We start from the raw sequence: 20,205 nt of genomic DNA, 5'->3' as shown, positions 1-20,205 counted from the left end.
TTAGTGAGGAAACGCAGCGAGCATAGACCGCTCCCCGCCGAACCGGGTAATCAGCCGAGCCGGGCGAGCCTGCTGATGGCCTCGTCGATGACCGAATCCTTCTTGCAGAAGGCGAATCGCACGTAGTGGCGGCCGGTCTCCGGTTCGTCGTAGAAGACCTGGGTCGGGATGGCGACCACGCCCGCCAGCTCGGGCAGGCGGCGGGCCAGGTCGAGGCCGTCGGCGAAGCCCAGCGGCCGGATGTCGGTCTGCACGAAGTACGTCCCCGCCGGCCGCAGCACCTCGAACCCGGCTGCGGCGAGCCCGGCCATCAACCGGTCCCTCTTGCCCTGGAGGGTCTCGCGGAGCGCGCCCACCCACTCCAACTCGTGCCGGAGCGCGTACGCCACGGCGAGCTGGAACGGCGCGGCCGAGGTGAAGGTGAGGAACTGCTTGACCGTCTGGACGGCGGAGATCAGCTCGGCCGGCGCGCAGATCCAGCCGGTCTTCCAGCCGGTGACGGAGAAGGTCTTCCCGGCCGAGGAGACCGCCACGGTCCGCTCCCGCATGCCGGGCAGCGTGGCCAGCGGCACGTGCGGCACGCCGTCGAAGGTCAGGTGCTCGTAGACCTCGTCGGTGATCGCGATCAGGTCGTGCTCGCGGCAGAGCGCGGCGATGGCCGCCATCTCGGCGGGCGTGAACACGGTCCCGGTCGGGTTGTGCGGCGAGTTGACCAGGATCGCCCGGGTCCTGGGCGTCACCGCGGCGGCCAGTTCGGCGGGGTCGAACGCGAACCGCCCGCCGTCCACTCGCAGCGGCACCGCCCGCCGGACCGCCCCGGCCATCGCGATCGCCGCCGGGTAGGAGTCGTAGTACGGCTCGAAGACGATCACTTCGCTGCCGGGCTCGCAGAGCGCCAGCACGGCGGCCGTGATCGCCTCGGTGGCGCCCACGGTCACCAGGATCTCGCCGTCCGGGTCGTAGGCCAGGCCGTACCGGAGTTTCTGGTGGTCGGCGACGGCCTGGCGGAGTTCCGACACGCCCGGGCCCGGGGGGTACTGGTTGAAGCCGCCGTGGATCGCCTCGACCGCGCGGGCGAGCATCGCGGCAGGGCCGTCCTCGTCCGGGAATCCCTGGCCCAGGTTGATCGAGCCGGTGCGCACCGCCATGGCGGTCATCTCGGCGAAAACCGTGGTTCCGAATTCCCGCATCCGTCCTACAAGCACGATCACAACCTACTCTGGTCTGGTGGCCACCCGAATTCGTGAGCTCGACGCGCTCCGCGGTTTCGCGATCTGCGGGATCATGCTGGTCAACACGTGGCAGCACTCGCCGAAACCGCCCGAGATCGACTGGGCGATGTCCACGTTCGTGCAGGGCCGCTTCTACCCGATCTTCTCCTTCCTGTTCGGGATGAGCTTCGCCCTGTTCATGGGGGCGCATCCGGACCGGCTGGTCATGCTGCGGCGGCTGGCCGTGCTGGCGCTGTTCGGGGCGGCGCACTGGGCCGTCAACCCGGGCGAGGTGCTGGTGCCGTACGCGGTGTTCGGGGCCGTGGTGCTGGTCCCGGCGAGCTACCTGCCGAAGTGGGTCCAGCTGGGACTCGGGACGGCGGTCACGCTGGCGGCGATGTACGGGGAGAACCCGTGGACGCTCATCGCCGGGCTGTTCCTGCTGGGCATGGCGGCCGTGGCGTTCGACGCGGTCCGGCCCAGCCCGCTCCTCTTCGTCCTCAGCGTGGCCGTGGCCGCGCTGCTGACCTGGCGGGACCTGGGCTACCTGGCCGCCTGCGTGGCCGGCGCGGCGGTGTACGCGAGCGGGTTCCTGCTGCTCAGCCCCCGGGTGTTCGAGCCGCTCGGCAAGGTGGCGCTGTCGGCGTACCTGTCCAGCACGGTGATCATCCTGGCGGTGCGCCCGCAGACCACGGCCGAGATCATCGGGGTGACCGTGATCACGCTGATCGGGCAGTGGCTGTTCGCCCGATGGTGGCTGGCCCGGTATAGATATGGCCCGCTTGAGTGGATCTGGCGGTGTCTGACGTGGTGGGAACTGGTTCCGAACGGGCAGACTCAAGCACGTGACACGCGTATCCCTCTGCCAGATCTCGATCGACCACAGCCCCAAGACCAATCTTGAGTCGGTCCGCGAGGCCCTCGCGGCCGCGCCGGACGCCGACCTCGCGGTCTTCCCCGAGTCCACGCTGACCCGCTTCGGCAAGGGCATCCTGGACCGCGCCGAGCCGCTGGACGGCCCGTTCGTGACCGGGCTCAGGGAGGCCGCCAGGGAGGCCGGGACCGCGATCATCGCGGGCACCTTCGTCCCGGCCGGGGAGCGGGTGAGCAACACGGCGGTGGCCATCGACACCGACGGCGAACTGGTGGCCGCCTACCGGAAGATCCACCTGTTCGACTCCTTCGGCGCCCGCGAGTCCGACCTGGTCGAGCCCGGCGACGCGCCGGTCGTGGCGGAGCTGGCCGGGCTGCGGGTGGGGCTCATCACCTGCTACGACATCCGCTTCCCCGAGCTGGCCAGGGCCCTGGTGGACCAGGGCGCGGAGGCGTTCGCGGTGATCGCCGCCTGGGCGGGGGGCCCGTTCAAGGAGGAGCACTGGGTGACGCTCAACCGGGCCCGCGCGATCGAGAACACCATGTGGACCGTCGCCGTCGGCCAGCCCCCGCACGAGGACGGCTACGGCGTCGGCCGCAGCCTGCTCATCGACCCGCTCGGCGTGACCGTGCACGACCTCGGGCCCGGCCCGGCCGTACGCACCGGGGAGATCGACGGGCGGCGGACGGAAAGTGTGCGCAGGACCCTTCCGTCCCTCGAACATCGCAGACTTGGGGTCACCGGATCGTAAACTTGTCGTCATGAGCGAGCCAGGCAACAGCACGTGGATGCAGAAGGTGATTCCGCCGCGTCTGCTCGTGCCGTACCTGGCGGGCAAGCGGACGATCATCTCGGGGTATGTCTACCGCGTCCAGGACTGCGACCGGCTGACCTCCCCGCGCGCCCTCGTGGACGCCCTCGACCTGTCCTTCGAGGGATCCGAGCTGACGCCCGCGGTGCCGGAGCTCTACCTCATGCGCTGGGTGGCCCGCGACATCGACACCTACGTCGTTCCCTACGGTCCGCACATGGGCGGTGACTGGAACGATTCACCCCCATTCGCCGGGAACGGCTTCACCGCCTCACGGGAGCATGTCGTGCCGCAGTTCCACACCATGCCGATGCCGATCCCGGCGGGCGCCGAGATCGTGCACATCACCAGAGCCGGAGAGCGGCCGTTCGCCGCCTTCGACGGCCTGTCCTGGCGGCCGGCGGCATGAGCGAAACCGGCGACGTCGAACCCGTGGGCCTCGGTTTCGTGGCCACGTACCGCACGCAGACCTACCCCGCCGCCATCGGGCCGGGCGGGGACGACGTGGTCCTGTTCAGCGAGACGCCCGCCGAGGGCTTCGAGCGGGGGCGCGGCTACTGGCGGCTGGCCGTCAACATCAAGGACCTGGAACAGCTGACGCTGCTGCGCACGGTGGGCGCGTTCGGCGGCGAGCCCTGCCTGATCCTGGACGAGGACGAGAACGGGGAGAGCGGCGGCCTGCACATCGCCTACACCGGTCACAACGGGATGAAGGCGGAGGCGCTCGGCTACTGGCTGGTCGACCACGGCGCGTACGAGGTGGTCGTGCCCCGGGAGGAAGTGCAGGCCATCCGGGTGGAGCGCATCACGATCCCCTGTCAGCCGGGCTGAACGGACCCCAGGTTCCGGTAGCGGGCCAGGCGGGTGGCCAGCCGGGCGGCAGGATCCTGCGCGAGCAGGCCGGTGATCTCGTACTCCAGCGCCCTGGCCACCCGCTCGCAGAACGCCTCCTGCTCGTACGCGGCGTCCGGCGACTCCGGGATGACCCGGTCCACGATGCCGTCCCGTTTCAGGTCGGCCGCGCGCACGCCCTGGGCCGCGGCGATCTCCGGCGCGAAGTCGACCGTACGGTAGAGGATCGCCGAGGCGCCCTCGGGCGGCAGCGGGGAGAGCCAGGCGTGCTGGGCGCAGAGCACGCGGTCGGCCGGGAGCAGCGCCAGCGCGGCCCCGCCCGCGCCCTCCCCCAGCAGCAGGCAGACCGTGGGCGCGTCCAGCATGACCAGGTCGGCGAGGGACCGGGCGATCTCCCCGGCCAGGCCGCCCTCCTCGGCCGCCTTGGACAGCGCGGCCCCGGCGGTGTCGATCACGGTGACCAATGGCAGGCCGAGTTCTGCGGCCAGGTGCATGCCCCGGCGCGCCACCCGCAGCCCGGCCGGCCCGAGCGGCATGCCCGCGCGCTGGCTGCGCCGGTCCTGGCCGAGCACCACGGCGGGCGCGCCGCCGAACCTGGCCAGCGCGAGCAGCAGCCCGGGGTCGTTCTCCCCCGCCCCGGTGCCGTGCAGCGGCGTGACATCCGAGGCCGCGCACCTGAGCAGCGTGCGCACGCCGGGCCGGTCGTCCCGCCGGGAACTCATGATCGCCTGCCAGGCCCCGACGTCGGCGCGTGACTCCTCCGGTTCCGCCGGGAGGGCCGCGGGTTCGGCCGGGCAGAGCACCGACAGCGCCCGGATCGCGATCTCCCTGGCGTCCTCCGCCGAGACCACGGCGTCGACCAGGCCGTGCGCGAAAAGGTTCTCCGCGACCTGTACGCCCTCCGGGAACGCGTACCCGTACAGCGACTCGAAGACGCGCGGCCCCAGGAAGCCGATCATCGCGCCCGGCTCGGCGGCGGTGACGTGCCCGAGCGACCCCCAGGACGCGAACACCCCGCCGGTCGTCGGATGCCGGAGATAGACGACATACGGCAGCCGCGCCGCACGATGCGCCGACACCGCGGCGGTGATCTTGACCATCTGGATGAACGCGAGCGCGCCCTCCTGCATCCGGGTGCCCCCGCTGGCGGGCGCGGCCAGCAGCGGCAGGCCCTCCGCCGTGGCCCGCTCGATCGCGCGCACCAGCCGGTCCGCCGCCGCGACCCCGATGGACCCCGCCAGGAAGGAGAACTCGCACGCCACCACGGCGACCCTGCGCCCGCCCAGCAGCCCCGAGCCGGTGATCACCGCCTCGTCGTAGCCGGTCTTGGCCCTGGCCGCGGCCAGCTCCTCGGCGTACTCCGATCCCGGCGGCGCGGTGTCGACGGGCGGCTCGTCCCAGGACGTCCAGGTCCCGGGGTCGAGCACGGTCCCGATCAGCGCCCGCGCGTCCGGCCGCGCCCGCGGCTCGTTCACCACCCGGCCTCGCTCCCGTGACTGATTCCGATCCCTCCGGAATCTTGCCCGAGATTCACTGATCCGGCGGGCACCAGGCCCCGTGTCGCCGCGTCCGCGTGCCGGTGGGTCACGTAGGCGTACCTCCCGAGGCTTCTCGTTCCGCCAGCCAGGCGAGGACGGCGTCGTTGTCCTGACCGAGCGCCGGGGGCGGGGTGTGGGCGGCGGCGGGGTGGTCGTCGAAGCGGAGCGGCGGTCCCGGGAGGGTGATGCGGCCGAGCACGGGGTGCTCGACCTCCACCAGGAGTCCCTGGGAGCGCACCTGGTCCCAGCTGTAGACCTCGTCGAGGGAGCGGATGGCTCCGGCGGGAACGCCGAGGGAGTCGAGCGCGGACAGCCAGTGTGCGCGATCGTGTGCGGCCAGGGCCTTCTCCATCTCGGAGATCAACTCATCCCGATGCGCAAATCTTTCCCTGTTCGTCGCATATTTCGGGATCTCGGGGTCGATGTCTAGTAGCTGGGCGACCTTGCGCCACTGTCCTTCGTTGCCGGCCGCGATCTGGATCATGCCGTCGGCGCAGTGGAAGGCCCCGTACGGCGCGATCGAGCTGTGGTGGTTGCCGTTGGCGACGGGCAGCCTGCCGCCGACCGTCCACGAGGTGCCGTGGTAGGAGTGCACGCCGACGACGGAGGCCAGCAGCGAGGTCCGCACCACGGTGCCCTGGCCGGTACGCTCCCGCTCGTAGAGTGCGGCCACCACGCCGTACGCGCCGTGGATGCCGGCCAGCAGGTCCGCGATGGACGCGCCCACCCGGTACGGCTCGCCTGGCGGCCCCGTGAGCGACATCAGCCCGGCCTCGCCCTGGGCGATCTGGTCGTAACCGGGCCGCCCGCCCTCGGGCCCGTCGTGGCCGAACCCGGTGATGGACAGCACGACCAGGCGCGGGTTGAGCTCGTGCAACCGGTCCACGCCGAACCCGAGCCGGTCCAGCACACCGGTACGGAAGTTCTCGATCAACACGTCGCTGCGGCGGACCAGCCGTTCGACCAGCTCCCGGCCCTCGTCGGTCTTCAGGTCCACGGTGATCGACTGCTTGTTGCGGTTGGCCGCCAGGAAATAGGTGGAGATGTCGGCGTCCGGGCCGGCGAACGGCGGGCCCCAGCCACGGGACTCGTCACCGGCCGGGTGCTCCACCTTGATCACGTGGGCGCCGAGGTCGCCGAGCATCTGGGCCGCGTGCGGCCCGGCCAGCGCCCGGGACAGGTCGAGCACGACGACGTCGCCGAGAGGTCCCTGCACGGTCATCACTCCTGGTGCGTGTTCCGGTCCTGTCCGGTCAGCCTGCCAGGCCGACGCGGCGGATCCACCGTCAGGTCCTGCCATATCACCCCAGGAATGCCGGAAGTTCGCCGACACACCGGATCAACCCCGTCCCGTACGGCAGAAGCTCCCCCGGCCCGAGCCCGTCCGGCCGCAGCAGGACCGGCCGCATGCCGTGGACGAGCGGGCCGACCACGTCCCGCGCCATGTCCCGACCCACGCAGAGCACGCGGTCCGGCGGGCATCCGGCCGCGGCCACGACCAGCCGGTAGAAGATCAGCCCCGGTTTGGCCACGCCCAACTGCCCCGACTGCAGGACGACGGCGAACAGGTCCGCCAGGCCCGCCGTCCGCAGCCGGGCCCGCCGGTCGTCCCCCGGTTCGGTGTTGCCGGCGAACACCAGCCGCACACCCGCGGCGGCGATCGCCCGCAACACCTCCCCGGACTCGGCGACCCCGTGGTCGATCACCCCGTCATCGACCACGAGGCACGAGACGCTCATTCCGGCGGAGCCACCAGGTCGTCGAACTCGCCGTCCTTCACGCCCAGCAGGAAGGCGTTGATCTCGGCGGCCGTGAAGCACAGCACCGCGCCGTCCGGCTCCCCTGCGTTGCGCATGGCGAAGCCGTCGCCGAGGGCGGCCAGTTCGACCGCGGAGCCGCCGCTTGCACTGATCCAGGTCACGGCTTCACCCCGATCGCGCCGAAGATGGGGACATCCGGGTCGAAGCGGAACACCAGGTCGTCGGGGCGCCAGTGCTTGAGCCGTACCAGGCCGGGCTCGATCAGGGTGAGGCCCTCGAAGAACGCCGCCACCTCGGCGGCCGACCGCAGGACCGCCGGGGAACTCGCCCGCGCGTACTCCTTCGCGGCCGCCTCCAGGCTGCGGACGCGCTCCACGTGGGAGACGACCAGGCAGGAGCCGGAGGGCAGGGCGGCCATGAGTGACCTGACCGCGCCGTACGGGTCCTCCTCGTCGGTCACGAAGTGCAGGACGGCGACCAGCAGCACGGCGACCGGCCGGGTCAGGTCGAGCAGGGCCCGCAGTTCGGCGTCGGCCAGGATGTCCAGCGGGCGGCGGGCGTCACCGGGGATTGCCAGGGTCTGCGCGTCACGTGCGAGCAACGCGCGGGCGTGCACGAGGACCACGGGGTCGTTGTCCACGTAGACCACGCGGGCGTCGGCGTTGGCGCGCTGCGCCACCTGGTGCACGTTCTCGCGGGTCGGCAGCCCGGCGCCGATGTCGATGAACTGGTCGACGCCCCGCTCGCCGGCGAGGTGGCGGACCGCCCGGCCGAGGAAGCGCCGGTTCGCCCACGCGATGTCCCTGGTCTGCGGGACCTTCCTGATCACTTCTTCCGCGCACTCCCGGTCCGCGAGGGTGTTGTCCTTACCGCCCAGGTAGTAGTCGTACATGCGAGCCACGTTCGGGACCTTCACGTCGATCGTGACGTGCGGCTCGGGGCGTCGATGCCGGCGGAGGTCCGCGTCGGGCGGCTCCATCGGCAGTCCGTGAGGGGTCATGGCTTCACGCTAGGAAGCCCGATCACCTGCGTCTATGTTGTTGCACAATGTTGCACGAGCGCTGCCGCGTGACGCTCGACGATCTCCACGGCCTGCTCCCCGTGTACGGCCGAGCGGGCCAGGCTGTCGAAGACCCGGGCGTAGACGGCGACCTCGCCCGGCTGCGTGACCCGCAGGAACGCGGTGTACGTCTCGGTCTCGGCGGCGGTGTCGTCCAGCAGCCAGAAGTCGCAGAGCGGCGGATAGTGCGGCGCGCCCAGGGGGATCACCCCGAACTCGACGGTGCGCAGGCGGGCGAGGCCGGCCAGGTGCAGGAGCTGCTCCCGCATCACCTCCGGGGGCGCCATCGCGGCGGTGAGGGCGGTCTCGCAGAGCACGAGGTGGAACAGGGACCGGCCGCTGAGCAGGAGCTCCGCGCGTTCCATGCGGGCGTCCACGGCCGACGCCACGTCCGGCTCGATGCCCGACATCTCCGCGAACTGGGCGAACCGGACGGTGGCGTACGCGCGGGTCTGGGCGACCGCGGGCACGAGGAAGGCCGAGAAGCTGCGGATCGAGCCCGCGCGCGCCTCCCGGTCCCGCAGCTCCCGCTGGTACGCGGCCGAGCCGGCCTTCTGCAGGCGGCGCAGCTCCACGTACATCTTCTCGGTGTTGTCCCGCATGGCCAGCAGGCCGGCCAGTTCGGCCAGGGCGTGGCAGTGGAAGCACCACAGGCGCAGGTCCTCCTCGCTGGGCATGATGCGGCCGTGCTCCAGCTTGGAGACCTTGGTGAAGTGCCAGCCGGCCCGCGCGGCGAGGTCCCTGCCGGTCACCCGAGCCGATGCCCTGATCTCCCGCAGCCGGCCGCCCAGCGACTCCCTGGCCTGCTGGACTCCGCTGCTCATCCGCGTCTCCAATATTGCTCTATCCGCTCCAGAGAGTCATGCTACTTCTCTAGGTTGCTAGAGTGGCCCTGAACTTCTGGGCTGGAACCCCTATCCATACGGCTGACAGCCCTCTACATTGAAAGAGGGCTCGCGAGGAGCCCTCTTCCCCGGTGTTGCACATGTTGCACGAAGATCGGGAAATATGAGTGAGGACCTAGGGGAGCACCGACCTCTTGGATGACGGAACCCCCACGGAAGAGGGTTCCGCTCCTATCCGGTGACGGAAATATCCCCCGACGCCCGCGATCAGCGGACATCCACCTCCGCGTACGGCTGCCCGCCCGACAGCTTCGGATACCCGGGCCCCCGGTCGAAGAACGCCTCCGACGGCGCCGCCAGACTCGCCCGCAGTTCCTCGGTGGCCGCCTCGTCGACCTCCAGATCGTCGGACAGCACCACGCCGTACTCGTGCCGCGCGCCCTCCAGCGACACCTTCCCGTCCCGTACGTCGTCCGCCACCCGCTGCGGCTCCCGCTCGAACGGCGAACCCCAGCCGCCGCCCCCGGTGGTGCGAACCCGGACGATCTCCCCTTCGCGCACCGGGAAGTCGTCGACCAGGCCCTCCATCTCGACCCCGTTCACGGTCACCACGAACGGCCGCCCGGCCCGGCCGCCGTTGACGCCCCAGCAGCTCAGGATCGACCGGTCCGCGATGGACATGAAGGACGCGTCGCGCAGCATCCGGATGTGCTTGTCGTAGCCGAGCCCGCCGCGGAACCTGCCGGGGCCGCCGCTGTCCACGGCCAGGCCCAGGCGTTCGACCCGGAACGGCCAGCGGGCCTCGGCGAACTCCACCGGGATGTTGCGGGAGTCGGGCACCACGTGGATGGTGTCCTCGCCGTCGGCGTACCAGCGTCCGCCGGAGCCGCCGCCGAGGACCTCGCGCATCAGGTAGTCGTTGCCGTTGTGGTCGTGGCCGTACACGCCGGTGTAGCGGATCGTCTCCTGGTCGGCGGGCATGCGCCCGCCGGTCGCCTTGGCCAGCACGCCCGCGAGCACGCCCAGCAGGCGCAGGATCACGAAGGTGCGCGCGTTGGTCGGGGCGGGGAAGATCGGCGTCAGCAGGGTGCCCTTCTCCGGGAACACCATCTTGATGAGCGGGACCACGCCCTCGTTGACGTCGAGTTCGGCCATGCGCTCCGGCGTCTCGGCCAGGTTGCGCAGGATCGGCGCCAGCCACTTCTTCAGGAACACGCCGTCGGCGTAGTCGCCCGCGTGGTTGATCGGGCCCTTGGCCTGCGGCGACGTGCCGGTGAAGTCGATGATCAGAGGTTCGGGGGCGGCGTGGTCGACGGTCAGCGTGATGCGCTGCGCGTGCAGCCGGGGCTCGTCCACGCCGTCGTGCTCGGCGTAGTCCTCCCACACGTGCACGCCCTCCGGGATCTTCGCCAGGAGTTCGCGGCGGAAGGTCTCGGTGGTCTTGGAGATGATCGCGTCGAAGCAGGCGTCGACGGCGTCCCGGCCGTACCGGTCGAAGAGTTCGCCGAGGCGGCGGGCGCCCATCAGGCAGGCCGAGCACTCCGCGTCCAGGTCGCCGGCGAGCGAGTCGGGCATGCGCGTGTTGCGGGTCATGATGCGCAGCGCGGCCTCGTTGGGCCTGCCCTCGTCCCAGAGCCGGATCGGCGGGACCATCAGCCCTTCCTCGAAGACGCTGCGCGCTCCCGACGGCATCGACCCCGGGCAGGCTCCGCCGATGTCGTCGTGATGCCCGAAAGCCTGCACGAACGCGACCACCTCACCGGCGTGGAAGACCGGGACGGTCACGCACAGGTCCGGCAGATGCCCGATGCCGCCCTCGGACAGGTACACGTCGTTGTGGAAGAAGACGTCCCCCGGCCGCATGGTCTCGATCGGGTAGTCCCGCACGATCGGCTGCACCAGCGCCGAGTACGACCTGCCGGTCAGCTTGCGCAGCTTCACGTCGTGGATGCCCGCGCGGAAGTCGTGCGCGTCCCGGATCATGGGCGAGCGGGCGGTCCTGGCGATGGCGGTCTCGACCTCCATCTCGACCGAGGCCAGCGTGCCCTCCACGATCTCGATCAGAATCGGGTCAGCCGAGCTCACGCCGGACCTCCAGGTTGCCGTAGTCGTCCATGGTCGCCGTGAAACCGGGATGGATCGGGAGCGTCGAGCCGTACTCCTCGATGACGGCCGGGCCGGTCACGACCGCGCCCGCGCCCAACTCGCGGCGGCGGTAGATCACCGTGCGGGCCCAGCTCTCGTAGAAGACGTCCCGCGTGCAGATCGGGCTCGGCTCCCCCGGCTGGTACGGCTTGCGCGCCACCGCCGGCCTGGTGATCGGGCCGATGCCGGAGACCCGGAGGTTGACCCATTCGACGGCGTGCTGGGGGTCGTCGCGGTAGCCGTACCCGTAGAGCTTCTGGTGGGCTTCGTGGAAGCGGGCCACGACGGCGTCCTGCCAGGCCGGGGTGAGCGGGCCGTCGGAGGCGGGCACCCGGACCTCGTAGGCCTGGCCGTAGTAGCGCAGGTCGGCGCTGCGCGCGTACACGTGCTCGGTGAAGCCCTCGCGGTCCAGGGCCTCGGCGGCCTGCGCCTCCAGCTCGGCGAAGATCCCCGCCATCGTCTCCAGGGAGGGCTCCCTGGTCACGTGCGTACGGACGTAGTCGTTCTTGACGTCCACCGTGAGCAGCCCGAACGCCGACACGTTGCCCGGCTCGGGCGGGATGATCGCGGCCTTCAGCCCGAGCACGTCGATCAGGCGGCAGGCCAGCAGCGGCCCCGACCCGCCGAACGCGACCATCGGGAAGTCGCGCACGTCCAGGCCGCGCTTGACGGTGATCTGCCTGATCGCGTTGGACTGGTTGAAGGCGCTGATCTCCAGGATGCCGGTGGCGCAGCGCTCCGGGGTGAGGCCCAGCTTGGCGGCCAGCGCCTCGATGCCGGCACGGGCCGCCGCCGCGTCCAGCGGGATCTCGCCGCCGAGCAGGTGGGGGGGCACCCGGCCGAGGAAGACGTGCGCGTCGGTGACGGTCACCTCGGTGCCGCCCTTGCCGTAACACATCGGCCCCGGATCGGCGCCCGCCGACTTGGGGCCGACCTTCAGGGTGCCCTCCGGGGAGATCCAGGCGATCGACCCGCCGCCCGCCCCCACGGTGACGATGTCGATCATGGGGATCTTGCACGGGTAGCGGCCGATGCTGCCCTCGGTGGTCTGGGAGGGCTCGCCGTCCACGACCACGGCCACGTCGGTGGAGGTGCCGCCGCCGTCCAGCGTGATCACGGAGGGGTGGCCGGCCGTACTCGCGATCAGGGCGGCGCCGAGCGCGCCCGCCGCCGGGCCGGACAGCACGGTGGTGATCGGCTGGTGCACCACCTCGGCGGCCGACAGCACTCCGCCGTTGCTCTTCATCACCGAGAAGCCGCGCCCGAGCCGGTCCGAGAGGTTGTCGATGTACCTCCGCATGACGGGCTTCACGGCGGCGTCCACCAGGGTGGTGATCGAGCGCTCGTACTCGCGGTATTCGCGCAGCACGTCGCTGGAGAGCGAGACGACCGCGTCCGGGTGCTCCCGGGCCAGCACGTCCCGCATGCGCCGCTCGTGCTCCGGGTTCGCGTACGAGTGCAGGAAGCACACGCCGATCGCGGTGACCCCCTGCTCCCGGAACCACCGTGCCGTCTCGGCCGCCGCGTCCTCGTCGAACGGCCGCACCTCCGCGCCGAGATGGTCCATCCGGCCGCCGACCGTCTTCACCCGGTGCACGGGCACGATCCTGGGCGGCTTCACCCAGAAGTAGGAGTTCCCGTAGCCGTCCGGCACGCTCTGGCGGGCGATCTCCAGGATGAACTCGAAGCCCTCCGTGGTGACGAACCCCAGGTGGGCGGTGCCGTCCGGCCGGTCCTCCAGGAGCTGGTTGGTGGCCACTGTGGTCCCGTGCACGAGCGCGGACACCGCCTCGAGGCCGACCAGGTTCCCGTGGAGTTCCAGCACCTTGTGCACGCCTGCCAGAAATCCATCGGCTGGGTTGGCAGGAGTAGAGGGAGTCTTGGTCGTGACGATCTGGCCGGAGGCCTCGTCCACCAGAACCACGTCGGTGAACGTGCCGCCGGTGTCGACCCCGATACGGACGCTGTGCATGCTCCAGTTTCTACCGACCGGCTGTGAGACGTGAAATCAGCGGAGTGTGCCGAAGAATCTGGAAATAGTCGTCATAGCCTGCCTGCCGAGGTCAGCCCCGGGTCGGCCTGCGCACCGGCCCCATGATCTGGTCGATGTTCTGCGGCCCCACGTACGCGGCCATCCGGGTCGCCCGGTCGTTGGCCCGGCGCAACTCCAGTTCGGCCTTGTCCTTCCCCGACTGACCCGCCTGCACCCCGAAGTACGCCCCGATGATCGTCCCCACGACCCCGGACAGCCCCGCGAACAACGTCCCGGCCTCCCCGGTCCGCAACACGGCCACCGCGAACCCGACCAAGATCACAACCAATCCGGTGAGCACGACATAGAACCCGTACCGCCACCGCGCGGCATCCACATCGGCCTCGGTCCTGTCATCGGCCACCATCATCGCGTCCAAGTCAAGGGGGGTCTCACCTGGTGTGGCCACTGTTCCTCCTGGGGCTCTCGAAACCTAGGGGAGAAATCTCCCACGAGCGCCGGATCCAGCCAATAGGCAGGGTGGATCATCCGAGCGGGGTGCGGGCTCCAGTTGATCGGCGCGGCCGGGGTTCCCCTGCTGGCCCGGCCCACCAGCGGGGAACCAAGGGCCGCCCCGGCGACCACCGGGCCATGACACCGAAATCCCCCACCACACAAGTCCAACTGGCCAGTGAGGAGCCGCGCTCAAGATCGCGAAAGATCTGGGTCAGTGAACATGTCCTCTGCCCTGTCCACGTACGGCGCCCGCTTCACCCAGATAGCCAGTTGTTCCTGATCTGTACAGCTGAGAACCCGCTCGCGATCAGCCTCAGACAATTCCAGGCCAGCCTTATACAGACACAGGAGAAGATAGTTGGCCGTACCTCGCGCCTTACCTCTCGCTATGGCTTCCAGCATGAGGTTCAGAGCGTGCTCTTTCCGGTAACCGGATGTTTTACGCCCAGAATCCCCTTCAGGGGCTGCGCCGGTCTCCCTTCAACCGAATACGTCCTCGACCGACCTCGCCGTGAGGGCCCGCTCCAGCCAGGCGGTCAGCAATTCCTGATCGGTGCAGCTCAGAACGTTCTTTCGATCGGTCTCGGACAGCTCCACACCCCGCTTCTCAAGAACGAAAAGCAGCGACTTCGCCTCGCCTTCAGCGATACCACTCGCCCTGCCTTCGGCGATACCGCTCGCCCTTCCTTCGGCGATACCGCTCGCCCTGCCCTCCTCGATGAGGCTCTGGGCGTACTTCCCCTGGTAGAGGTACGACTTGGTGGCCATGAGCTGCTCCATTTCGGTTTTGGCGGTGCCGGTCAGAGCCACGGTGACGTATTCAGCGTACCTTTGGGCGGCGGCCGGGTCGATGTGGTTCAGGGCTTCGGTGAGGGCGGCAAGAATGGCCCTGATCTGGGGATTCTCGCTGTGGGTGATGGCCGCGATGGCGGCTAGGCCGATGTTCCCGACCGCTTCGGCGACGTCGGTGATCACCGAGGTGTTGTCGGGGCCGATCACCAGGGGTACCAGAGTGAGCCCGGGATGGCCGGTTTCGATCGGAAGAGACGCCCACGTGGCGGTCTGACGGTTGGGGCAGATGACCACGAGACAGGTCGGCGTGTGGTCGCGAGCACGAAGATTCGCGATATAGGCCAGCCAGCTGTCGTGTTTGCGGTGGTCCGGTCGAAGCTGCACTTCGACGATGACACCGAGGCTGGTGTCCCTGGAGGCGTACAGGATGGCGGCGTCCGCGCGATACACGGCGGGGACGGCTTCGGACAGATCGCAGGACAGAACGCGCGCCTCACCGTTGGGGATCGACAGGTCGAAAAGCGCGCGCAGGGCCTCTGCGGTGATGCCGGCATCGAGGGTGGCTATTCCGGTTAGCCCCTCATGCCTGGGAGTGACCATGGCCGGAAGACTACTTTCGGAAAGGCCCCATTACGCCGAACAGCAAATTGTTCCTATTGCGCAAATGATACCCGAAACTCACCACGACAACGGCCCAATGTGACGATCATCCCTTTGTACAGCACGTGCGGTAGGCCGGATGGGGGATATAAATCTGCCGTCAGGTGGTCATATTTCTACGTGAGCGTACTTTCGACTTCCGCAGATCTTGTTGCGCGAGGTCGTCATGTACACCTCCCCTCCCCAAACGACCCCTCCTGTCTGGACGGGGGCGAGTCGCTTACACGAAGGGCCTCCGGGCGACACGGGCAGCGCCTGGAGCCGGACACGAACCCAGCAGACAGTGGAGAGCCGAACGGTTCCACCCCCTCAGCACGAAGGTCCCCCGACCCTACGGTGGGGGACCTTCTGTGCCTGAGCACGGAACCTAGCGGACAAGCAGCATCAAGATCACGTGGAACATGAACATGGGAGCTTCCTCCCCGTTCGGCAGCGGCGTCGCTTCGCCATCTTGCGGCGTCATATCACGCACCTTGATCTTCCTATGATGATTTAGGTCTGCCTATAACCAATTGTCCGATTTGCCGCAAATCTTATCGGCCAGGAAACAATACCCCATCACGCTGGTACAGAACCACATGTTACATATTCGGGTGCGCTATGTCGATCTAGGAGCAGAACATGAGGAGGACTCCGGTGAATACCATTCGGTGGCGGCAGGTAACTCGATCAGGAACAGCGATCAGTGGATCGTTCCCATCGCCGGCGTGACGCTCAGCGAAGACGGAAACCTTACAGTTCACCTTCAGGGAGGTTACTTCTAGATTTCCCTATCCAATGGTGAGAAGCTTTCGTTGGAAAGTCCTGTCCCCTACAAAGGGGCTCCAATGGAATTCCGGATACTTGGCCCGATCGAGCTCTGGGACAAACAGACACGCCATGCCGTCTGGTGGGCCGGAGAACGCCATGTACTGGCTGCACTCGCGCTCACTCCTGGTCAGCCGGTCCCAATCGAGACTCTCGTCGCCCGAGTATGGGACGGTGATCCACCAGATAACCCGCGTGGCACTCTGTACTCGAAAGTCACCCGGCTTAGGAATCGTCTCCATAATTTGGGGGCCGACGCCCAGATCAGCAATCGCGCCGGAGCGTACACGCTGGAGACCGATCCGGAGAACGTGGATTACATCCGCTTCAGGCAATTGCGCGCGCAAGCGCGGGCCATTGCCCGAAGTGGCGATGTGCGAGTAGCCGTACGGCTGCTGAACGAGGCGGGCGAGCTGTGGCGCGGAGAACCATTGGCAGGCCTGTCCGGATCGTGGGCCACCAGCACCAGAAAGAGCATCGAGGATGAGCTTCTCGGTGGGGCGATAGACCGGGTGCAGTTCGAACTCCAGCTGGGCCGGCACGCCGACATGGTCGTCAAGCTGTCCGAGCTGATCGACAGTTACCCGTACAACGACAAGCTGGTCGAACTACTGATGACCGCGCTCTATCGCAGTGGCCGCCAGGTAGACGCTTTGGACGCCTACCGACGGGCACGGGACAACGTGGTCTCCGAATACGCCACGGAGCCCGGTCCGCAGCTGCGGGAGCTCCACCAGCGCATTCTCAACAGCGACACGACGCTGCTGCTGGCGTCCGAGTCGACCATCGGCGACCGGGCGAAGAACAATCTGCCCCGCGACACGTCCGTCTTCACCGGGCGAACCGTCGAGCTCGCTCAACTGCTGGCCATGGCCACCCCTCATGAGACGGCGGTCACCGTGCTGGCCATAGACGGGATGCCCGGTGCCGGGAAGAGCACGCTCGCCCTGCACCTGGCGCATCAGCTCGGCGACCAGTACCCGGACGGAAAGTTCCATCTCGATCTGCATGGTCACGACGCCGAGCACGCTCCGCTGGATCCGCTTGTCGCGCTGGACCGGCTGTTGAGCGTGCTGGGCATCCCCGCCGCGCATATTCCGGGCGAATTGGACGAGCGTGCGACGTTGTGGCGGGCGGAGTTGGCTCACCGCAGAGCGCTGGTGGTCCTGGACGGCGCCACCGACCATGAGCAGATCCGCCACCTGCTCCCGGGCGCCCCCGGCTGCCTGGTCCTGATCACCAGCCGACGCCGCCTGGCCGGACTCGACGATGTACAGTCACTGCCACTCGACGCGATGCCTCCCGAGGACGCCGCCGCTCTGTTCGGCCGGATCGTCGGCCAACACCGCGCCAGAGAACCCGGCGAGGTCGCGGAGCTCATGCGGCTGTGCGGCTACCTTCCGATGGCGGTCCAGCTCGTCGGGAACCGATTCCGGCACCGGCCCTCCTGGCGGGTCGCCGACATGATCGCCATTCTCAGTGACGGTAATCGCAGGCTGGCGGAGATCCGGGCGGCCAATGTGGAGATCACCGCCGCCTTCGAACTGTCATATCAAGGGCTCGAACCTTCGCATCAAGAGGCGTTCCGGCTACTTGGGCTCCACACCGGCACCGAATTGGACGTCGACAGCTCAGCGGCCTTGCTCCAGGAGGACCGGCACACCACGGAACGCATCCTGGAGGACCTCCAGGACCATCACCTCATCGAGGAACCGCGTCGTGGCCGGTACCAGTTCCACGATCTCATCCGCGAATACGCCCGCCAGCTCTCCGCCCACCGGCCGGAGCATGAACGCCGAGCGGCGCGTGCCCGGTTGCTCGACTACTACCTACTCACCGCAGATCGTGCCGACCGGCTGCTTCATCCGCGGCACACCCGAGCAGCGGTCGAGATCGGCGATTCGCAGCCGGTTCTGCCGACGCTGGAGAACGCAGGGGACGCGCGGCAATGGTTCACCGCGGAATTGGACAATCTGCTCCATCTCGCCAAACACGCCTCCGATGATCGGTGGCCGCGCCACGCCGGGCTGATCTCCCGCAGTCTGGGCGAGTTTCTGGAGACGTCCGGACGTTGGAAGGAAGCCGTCATCCTCCACCAGCGCGCGATCGAGGCCTGGCAGGAACTCGGCGACCGGTCGGGCGAAGCCCGCGCGCGGGCGGATCTCGCCCGGATTCACTGGCGAGCCGGCAACCTGCGAGAAGCCAGCGATCAAGCCACCCAGGCACTGACCACTCAGCGTACGCTCAACGACCAGCACGCCATCGCCGACCTGCTCGACCTGCTCGGCGTTATCCACGTCCACAGCTCCGAATACGCTATCGGCCTGGAATACTGCCTGCTCGCGCTCCGGACCCGGCGCGACATCGGGGACCGTTCAGGCGAGGTGGAAAGCCTTACTCACGTGGGCATCGCCAGATGGTATCTAGGGGAGTACACGGAGGCCACGGACCTCTTTCGGCAGGCCGTCGAAGGCAATCGGGCCATCAACGACCCGCGCGGCCTCCAGATCAGCCTGAACAACATGGGAGACGTCGAATTTGGGCTCGGCCGGTTGGAATCCGCGCTGCAGTACTACGAGGAGGCGGCCGCCGCAGACCCTGATATGGGCCCGCAGCATCGGGCCATATGTTTCAACAATGTCGCCAGGGTGCGCCAGTCCATGGGCCACCTGGCAGAGGCCAATCAGTATTTCCGCAACGCGGTGAAGCTTTATCAGGAGATCGGCGACCGCCGGGGGGAAGCCGACGCGCTGGCGAACATCGGCAGCTGCTACGCACGCATGGGCCGCGACGGCGAGGCCACTATTCACTATCAGAAGGCTCGGAATATCGCGATCGCGATCTCGGAACGATCCATCGAGGCGCACGCTCTGTGCCATATCGGCGACGTCCATCGGCGGGCCGGACGCCACACCATCGCACTGGAGAACTACGGCCAGGCACTCGAACTCGCCCGGACCACCGGCGAGCTCTACCAGCAGGCCAGCATTCTGGAGCAGATGGGTTTCTCCCTGGTCAACACCGGCGAAGTCGCCAGGGCAGAAGAGTGCTGGCACCAGGCGCTCGCCTTGTACGACCAGTTGGGCGTGCCGAAGGCCGAAGACCTGCGCGCCAGCCTCGAAGGGATACGAACGCCCGGCCGGAACGACTCGACCGCCTGAAAGCGATACCCACCGCGCGACATGACGCGATCAGGATGATCTGAGGCGCATTCTGCCGTGTCGCGTTCAACTCCAAGAAGGACCCGGTCGACCGCAACCAAGTCTTCGATGTGATCCTCGGCCACCCTCAAGTTAGCCGGCGAGGTCCTCCAGGCGGCGGTCGAGTTGGGCGGGTTCGGCGTCGATGAGGGCGGCGGTGGCGCGCCACCAGGCGAACCATTCGGCGCTGCGCCACATCCAGTCGACCCGTTCGACGGCGGCGATCACGTCGCCCCGGTTGGCCCAGGGCGGCCCGGCGAGGCTGGGTGTCGCGCCGTGCTGGAGCGCCCACTCGCGGAGGACGGTCGCCGCGGGCTGGTCCACGGGGTCGGCGTACGGGTCGGGGAGTTCGTCGGGGAGCGGGTGGGGTCCGAGGCCGGCGGCGACGCCCCAGCTCCATTGGGCTTCGGCGGGGCGGGAGTAGCGCAGGGACGAGAAGTCCAGGTTGGAGCCGAGGTCGTCGTCCTTGCGGGTGACCACGACGGCGTCCAGGCGACCGCCGGCGTCGAACGAGACGACCAGCCGGGTCCCGGCCCGTACGCCTTCGGGCAGTTGGACGCGGTCCTCCGCCTGCCAGGAGTTGAGGTCGGCGGACCCGGCGGGCGGTCCCCAGATGGCGTCGGCGACGTCGTCGGAGATCCAGGCGGCCAGCATCTCCAGTACGGTCAGGTCGGCCCACGGGTCGAGGGGCTGGGCTTTGACCAGGACCTCCTCAGGCGGCGGGAGGGAGCCGCCGCGGCTGACCGTCCACCAGCCCGCGCCGAGTTCGCCGGTGCCGACGAAGAGGGCGGCGATGGCGGCCAGTTCGGCCGAGCGCCGGGTGAGCGGCGCGCCCCTGGCCAGGTCGGCGGCCCGCCGGGTGCGTTCCCTGCCGAGCACGGCCTGGGCCTCTTTGAGCAGGGTCCCGGCGGTGGGACGCTCCTCCCCCAGCAGGTCGAGAATCAGTCGCTTGGCCTCGGATCGTGCGTCCTCCGCGTGAGCCTCCCGCATAGGGCAAACCTACGCCCAAAGATCGCACGCGGCGATAGGGGCAGCCGAGAAGTGGCCCTATCGCTCAACGGGTCGGGACGGACGTCTAGTTCGGAGGCGGCTCGGAAACCGGCAAGGCCGGACGGCGGAGTCGAGCGACGAGCGCAGGCTCTATCTACTGCGGGAACGTCCC

17 protein-coding genes are annotated in these 20,205 nt (G+C 68.9%); 5 read left to right on the top strand and 12 right to left on the bottom strand.

Annotation, left to right across the window (positions count from 1 at the left end):
• Positions 1-50 precede the first annotated feature (50 nt).
• A complete protein-coding gene (locus tag Aph01nite_RS28095; RefSeq protein WP_204044017.1) occupies positions 51-1,190 on the bottom strand; it encodes a pyridoxal phosphate-dependent aminotransferase in 1,140 nt (379 codons plus the stop codon).
• Between the two features lie 37 nt (positions 1,191-1,227).
• Here Aph01nite_RS28095 and Aph01nite_RS28090 point away from each other — a divergent pair, with 37 nt between their 5' ends.
• Genes Aph01nite_RS28090 through Aph01nite_RS28075 form a run of 4 tightly spaced genes read left to right on the top strand, consistent with a single transcriptional unit; the run spans position 1,228 to position 3,727 of the window.
• Positions 1,228-2,115 carry a DUF418 domain-containing protein gene (locus tag Aph01nite_RS28090; protein ID WP_204044016.1) on the top strand — a complete coding sequence of 296 codons (888 nt, stop codon included), beginning with the start codon at positions 1,228-1,230 and terminating at the stop codon, positions 2,113-2,115.
• Positions 2,057-2,836, top strand: coding sequence for a carbon-nitrogen hydrolase family protein (locus Aph01nite_RS28085; protein ID WP_204044015.1), 780 nt, complete (start codon positions 2,057-2,059; stop codon positions 2,834-2,836). Before Aph01nite_RS28090 ends, Aph01nite_RS28085 begins: the two co-directional genes overlap by 59 nt.
• A 10-nt stretch (positions 2,837-2,846) precedes the next feature.
• Complete coding sequence (locus tag Aph01nite_RS28080; protein WP_239162033.1) at positions 2,847-3,305, top strand: hypothetical protein; 459 nt, start codon at positions 2,847-2,849, stop codon at positions 3,303-3,305.
• Entirely contained in the window at positions 3,302-3,727 is a 426-nt protein-coding gene (locus Aph01nite_RS28075; protein WP_204044014.1) for a hypothetical protein, read from the top strand. The genes Aph01nite_RS28080 and Aph01nite_RS28075 overlap by 4 nt, the downstream gene beginning before the upstream one ends.
• Here Aph01nite_RS28075 and Aph01nite_RS28070 read toward each other — a convergent pair.
• The 10 genes from Aph01nite_RS28070 to Aph01nite_RS28025 all read right to left on the bottom strand — a co-directional run bounded on the left by Aph01nite_RS28070 (position 3,715) and on the right by Aph01nite_RS28025 (position 14,976).
• Positions 3,715-5,223 (bottom strand): carboxyl transferase domain-containing protein, encoded by a 1,509-nt coding sequence (locus Aph01nite_RS28070; RefSeq protein ID WP_204044013.1) that lies wholly within the window; start codon positions 5,221-5,223, stop codon positions 3,715-3,717. The genes Aph01nite_RS28075 and Aph01nite_RS28070 overlap by 13 nt on opposite strands.
• Positions 5,224-5,332: 109 nt before the next feature.
• Positions 5,333-6,508 (bottom strand): CaiB/BaiF CoA transferase family protein, encoded by a 1,176-nt coding sequence (locus tag Aph01nite_RS28065; protein ID WP_204044012.1) that lies wholly within the window; start codon positions 6,506-6,508, stop codon positions 5,333-5,335.
• Between the two features lie 79 nt (positions 6,509-6,587).
• Positions 6,588-7,025: an HAD family hydrolase gene (locus tag Aph01nite_RS28060; RefSeq protein ID WP_204044011.1), complete on the bottom strand. Its 438-nt coding sequence runs from the start codon at positions 7,023-7,025 to the stop codon at positions 6,588-6,590.
• Positions 7,022-7,207 (bottom strand): DUF397 domain-containing protein, encoded by a 186-nt coding sequence (locus Aph01nite_RS28055; RefSeq protein ID WP_204044010.1) that lies wholly within the window; start codon positions 7,205-7,207, stop codon positions 7,022-7,024. Before Aph01nite_RS28055 ends, Aph01nite_RS28060 begins: the two co-directional genes overlap by 4 nt.
• Positions 7,204-8,046, bottom strand: coding sequence for an SAM-dependent methyltransferase (locus Aph01nite_RS28050; protein ID WP_239162032.1), 843 nt, complete (start codon positions 8,044-8,046; stop codon positions 7,204-7,206). The genes Aph01nite_RS28055 and Aph01nite_RS28050 overlap by 4 nt, the downstream gene beginning before the upstream one ends.
• Before the next feature lie 32 nt (positions 8,047-8,078).
• The gene (locus Aph01nite_RS28045) at positions 8,079-8,930 is read right to left on the bottom strand and encodes a helix-turn-helix domain-containing protein (RefSeq protein WP_204044009.1); all 852 of its coding nucleotides are present in this window, start codon (positions 8,928-8,930) and stop codon (positions 8,079-8,081) included.
• 288 nt (positions 8,931-9,218) lie between these two features.
• Positions 9,219-11,036: a hydantoinase B/oxoprolinase family protein gene (locus Aph01nite_RS28040; RefSeq protein WP_204044008.1), complete on the bottom strand. Its 1,818-nt coding sequence runs from the start codon at positions 11,034-11,036 to the stop codon at positions 9,219-9,221.
• The gene (locus Aph01nite_RS28035) at positions 11,023-13,068 is read right to left on the bottom strand and encodes a hydantoinase/oxoprolinase family protein (RefSeq protein WP_204044007.1); all 2,046 of its coding nucleotides are present in this window, start codon (positions 13,066-13,068) and stop codon (positions 11,023-11,025) included. The genes Aph01nite_RS28040 and Aph01nite_RS28035 overlap by 14 nt, the downstream gene beginning before the upstream one ends.
• Before the next feature lie 91 nt (positions 13,069-13,159).
• Complete coding sequence (locus tag Aph01nite_RS28030) at positions 13,160-13,537, bottom strand: hypothetical protein (RefSeq protein ID WP_239162031.1); 378 nt, start codon at positions 13,535-13,537, stop codon at positions 13,160-13,162.
• Positions 13,538-14,064: 527 nt separating this feature from the next.
• Complete coding sequence (locus Aph01nite_RS28025) at positions 14,065-14,976, bottom strand: RpnC/YadD family protein (protein WP_204044006.1); 912 nt, start codon at positions 14,974-14,976, stop codon at positions 14,065-14,067.
• An 887-nt stretch (positions 14,977-15,863) separates the two neighbouring features.
• Between Aph01nite_RS28025 and Aph01nite_RS28020 the strand changes: the two genes are divergently transcribed.
• A complete protein-coding gene (locus tag Aph01nite_RS28020) occupies positions 15,864-19,004 on the top strand; it encodes an AfsR/SARP family transcriptional regulator (protein WP_204044005.1) in 3,141 nt (1,046 codons plus the stop codon).
• Between the two features lie 132 nt (positions 19,005-19,136).
• Here Aph01nite_RS28020 and Aph01nite_RS28015 read toward each other — a convergent pair whose 3' ends face one another.
• On the bottom strand, positions 19,137-20,033 hold the full coding sequence (locus tag Aph01nite_RS28015; protein WP_204044004.1) for a hypothetical protein: 897 nt from the start codon (positions 20,031-20,033) through the stop codon (positions 19,137-19,139).
• Between the last annotated feature and the right edge of the window lie 172 nt (positions 20,034-20,205).

Origin of the sequence: Acrocarpospora phusangensis, from assembly GCF_016862995.1 — a bacterium.
Classification (GTDB): Bacteria; Actinomycetota; Actinomycetes; order Streptosporangiales; family Streptosporangiaceae; genus Acrocarpospora; species Acrocarpospora phusangensis.
Note: the sequence above shows the minus strand (reverse complement) of the source record. Positions and strands in the feature narration are given on the sequence as shown.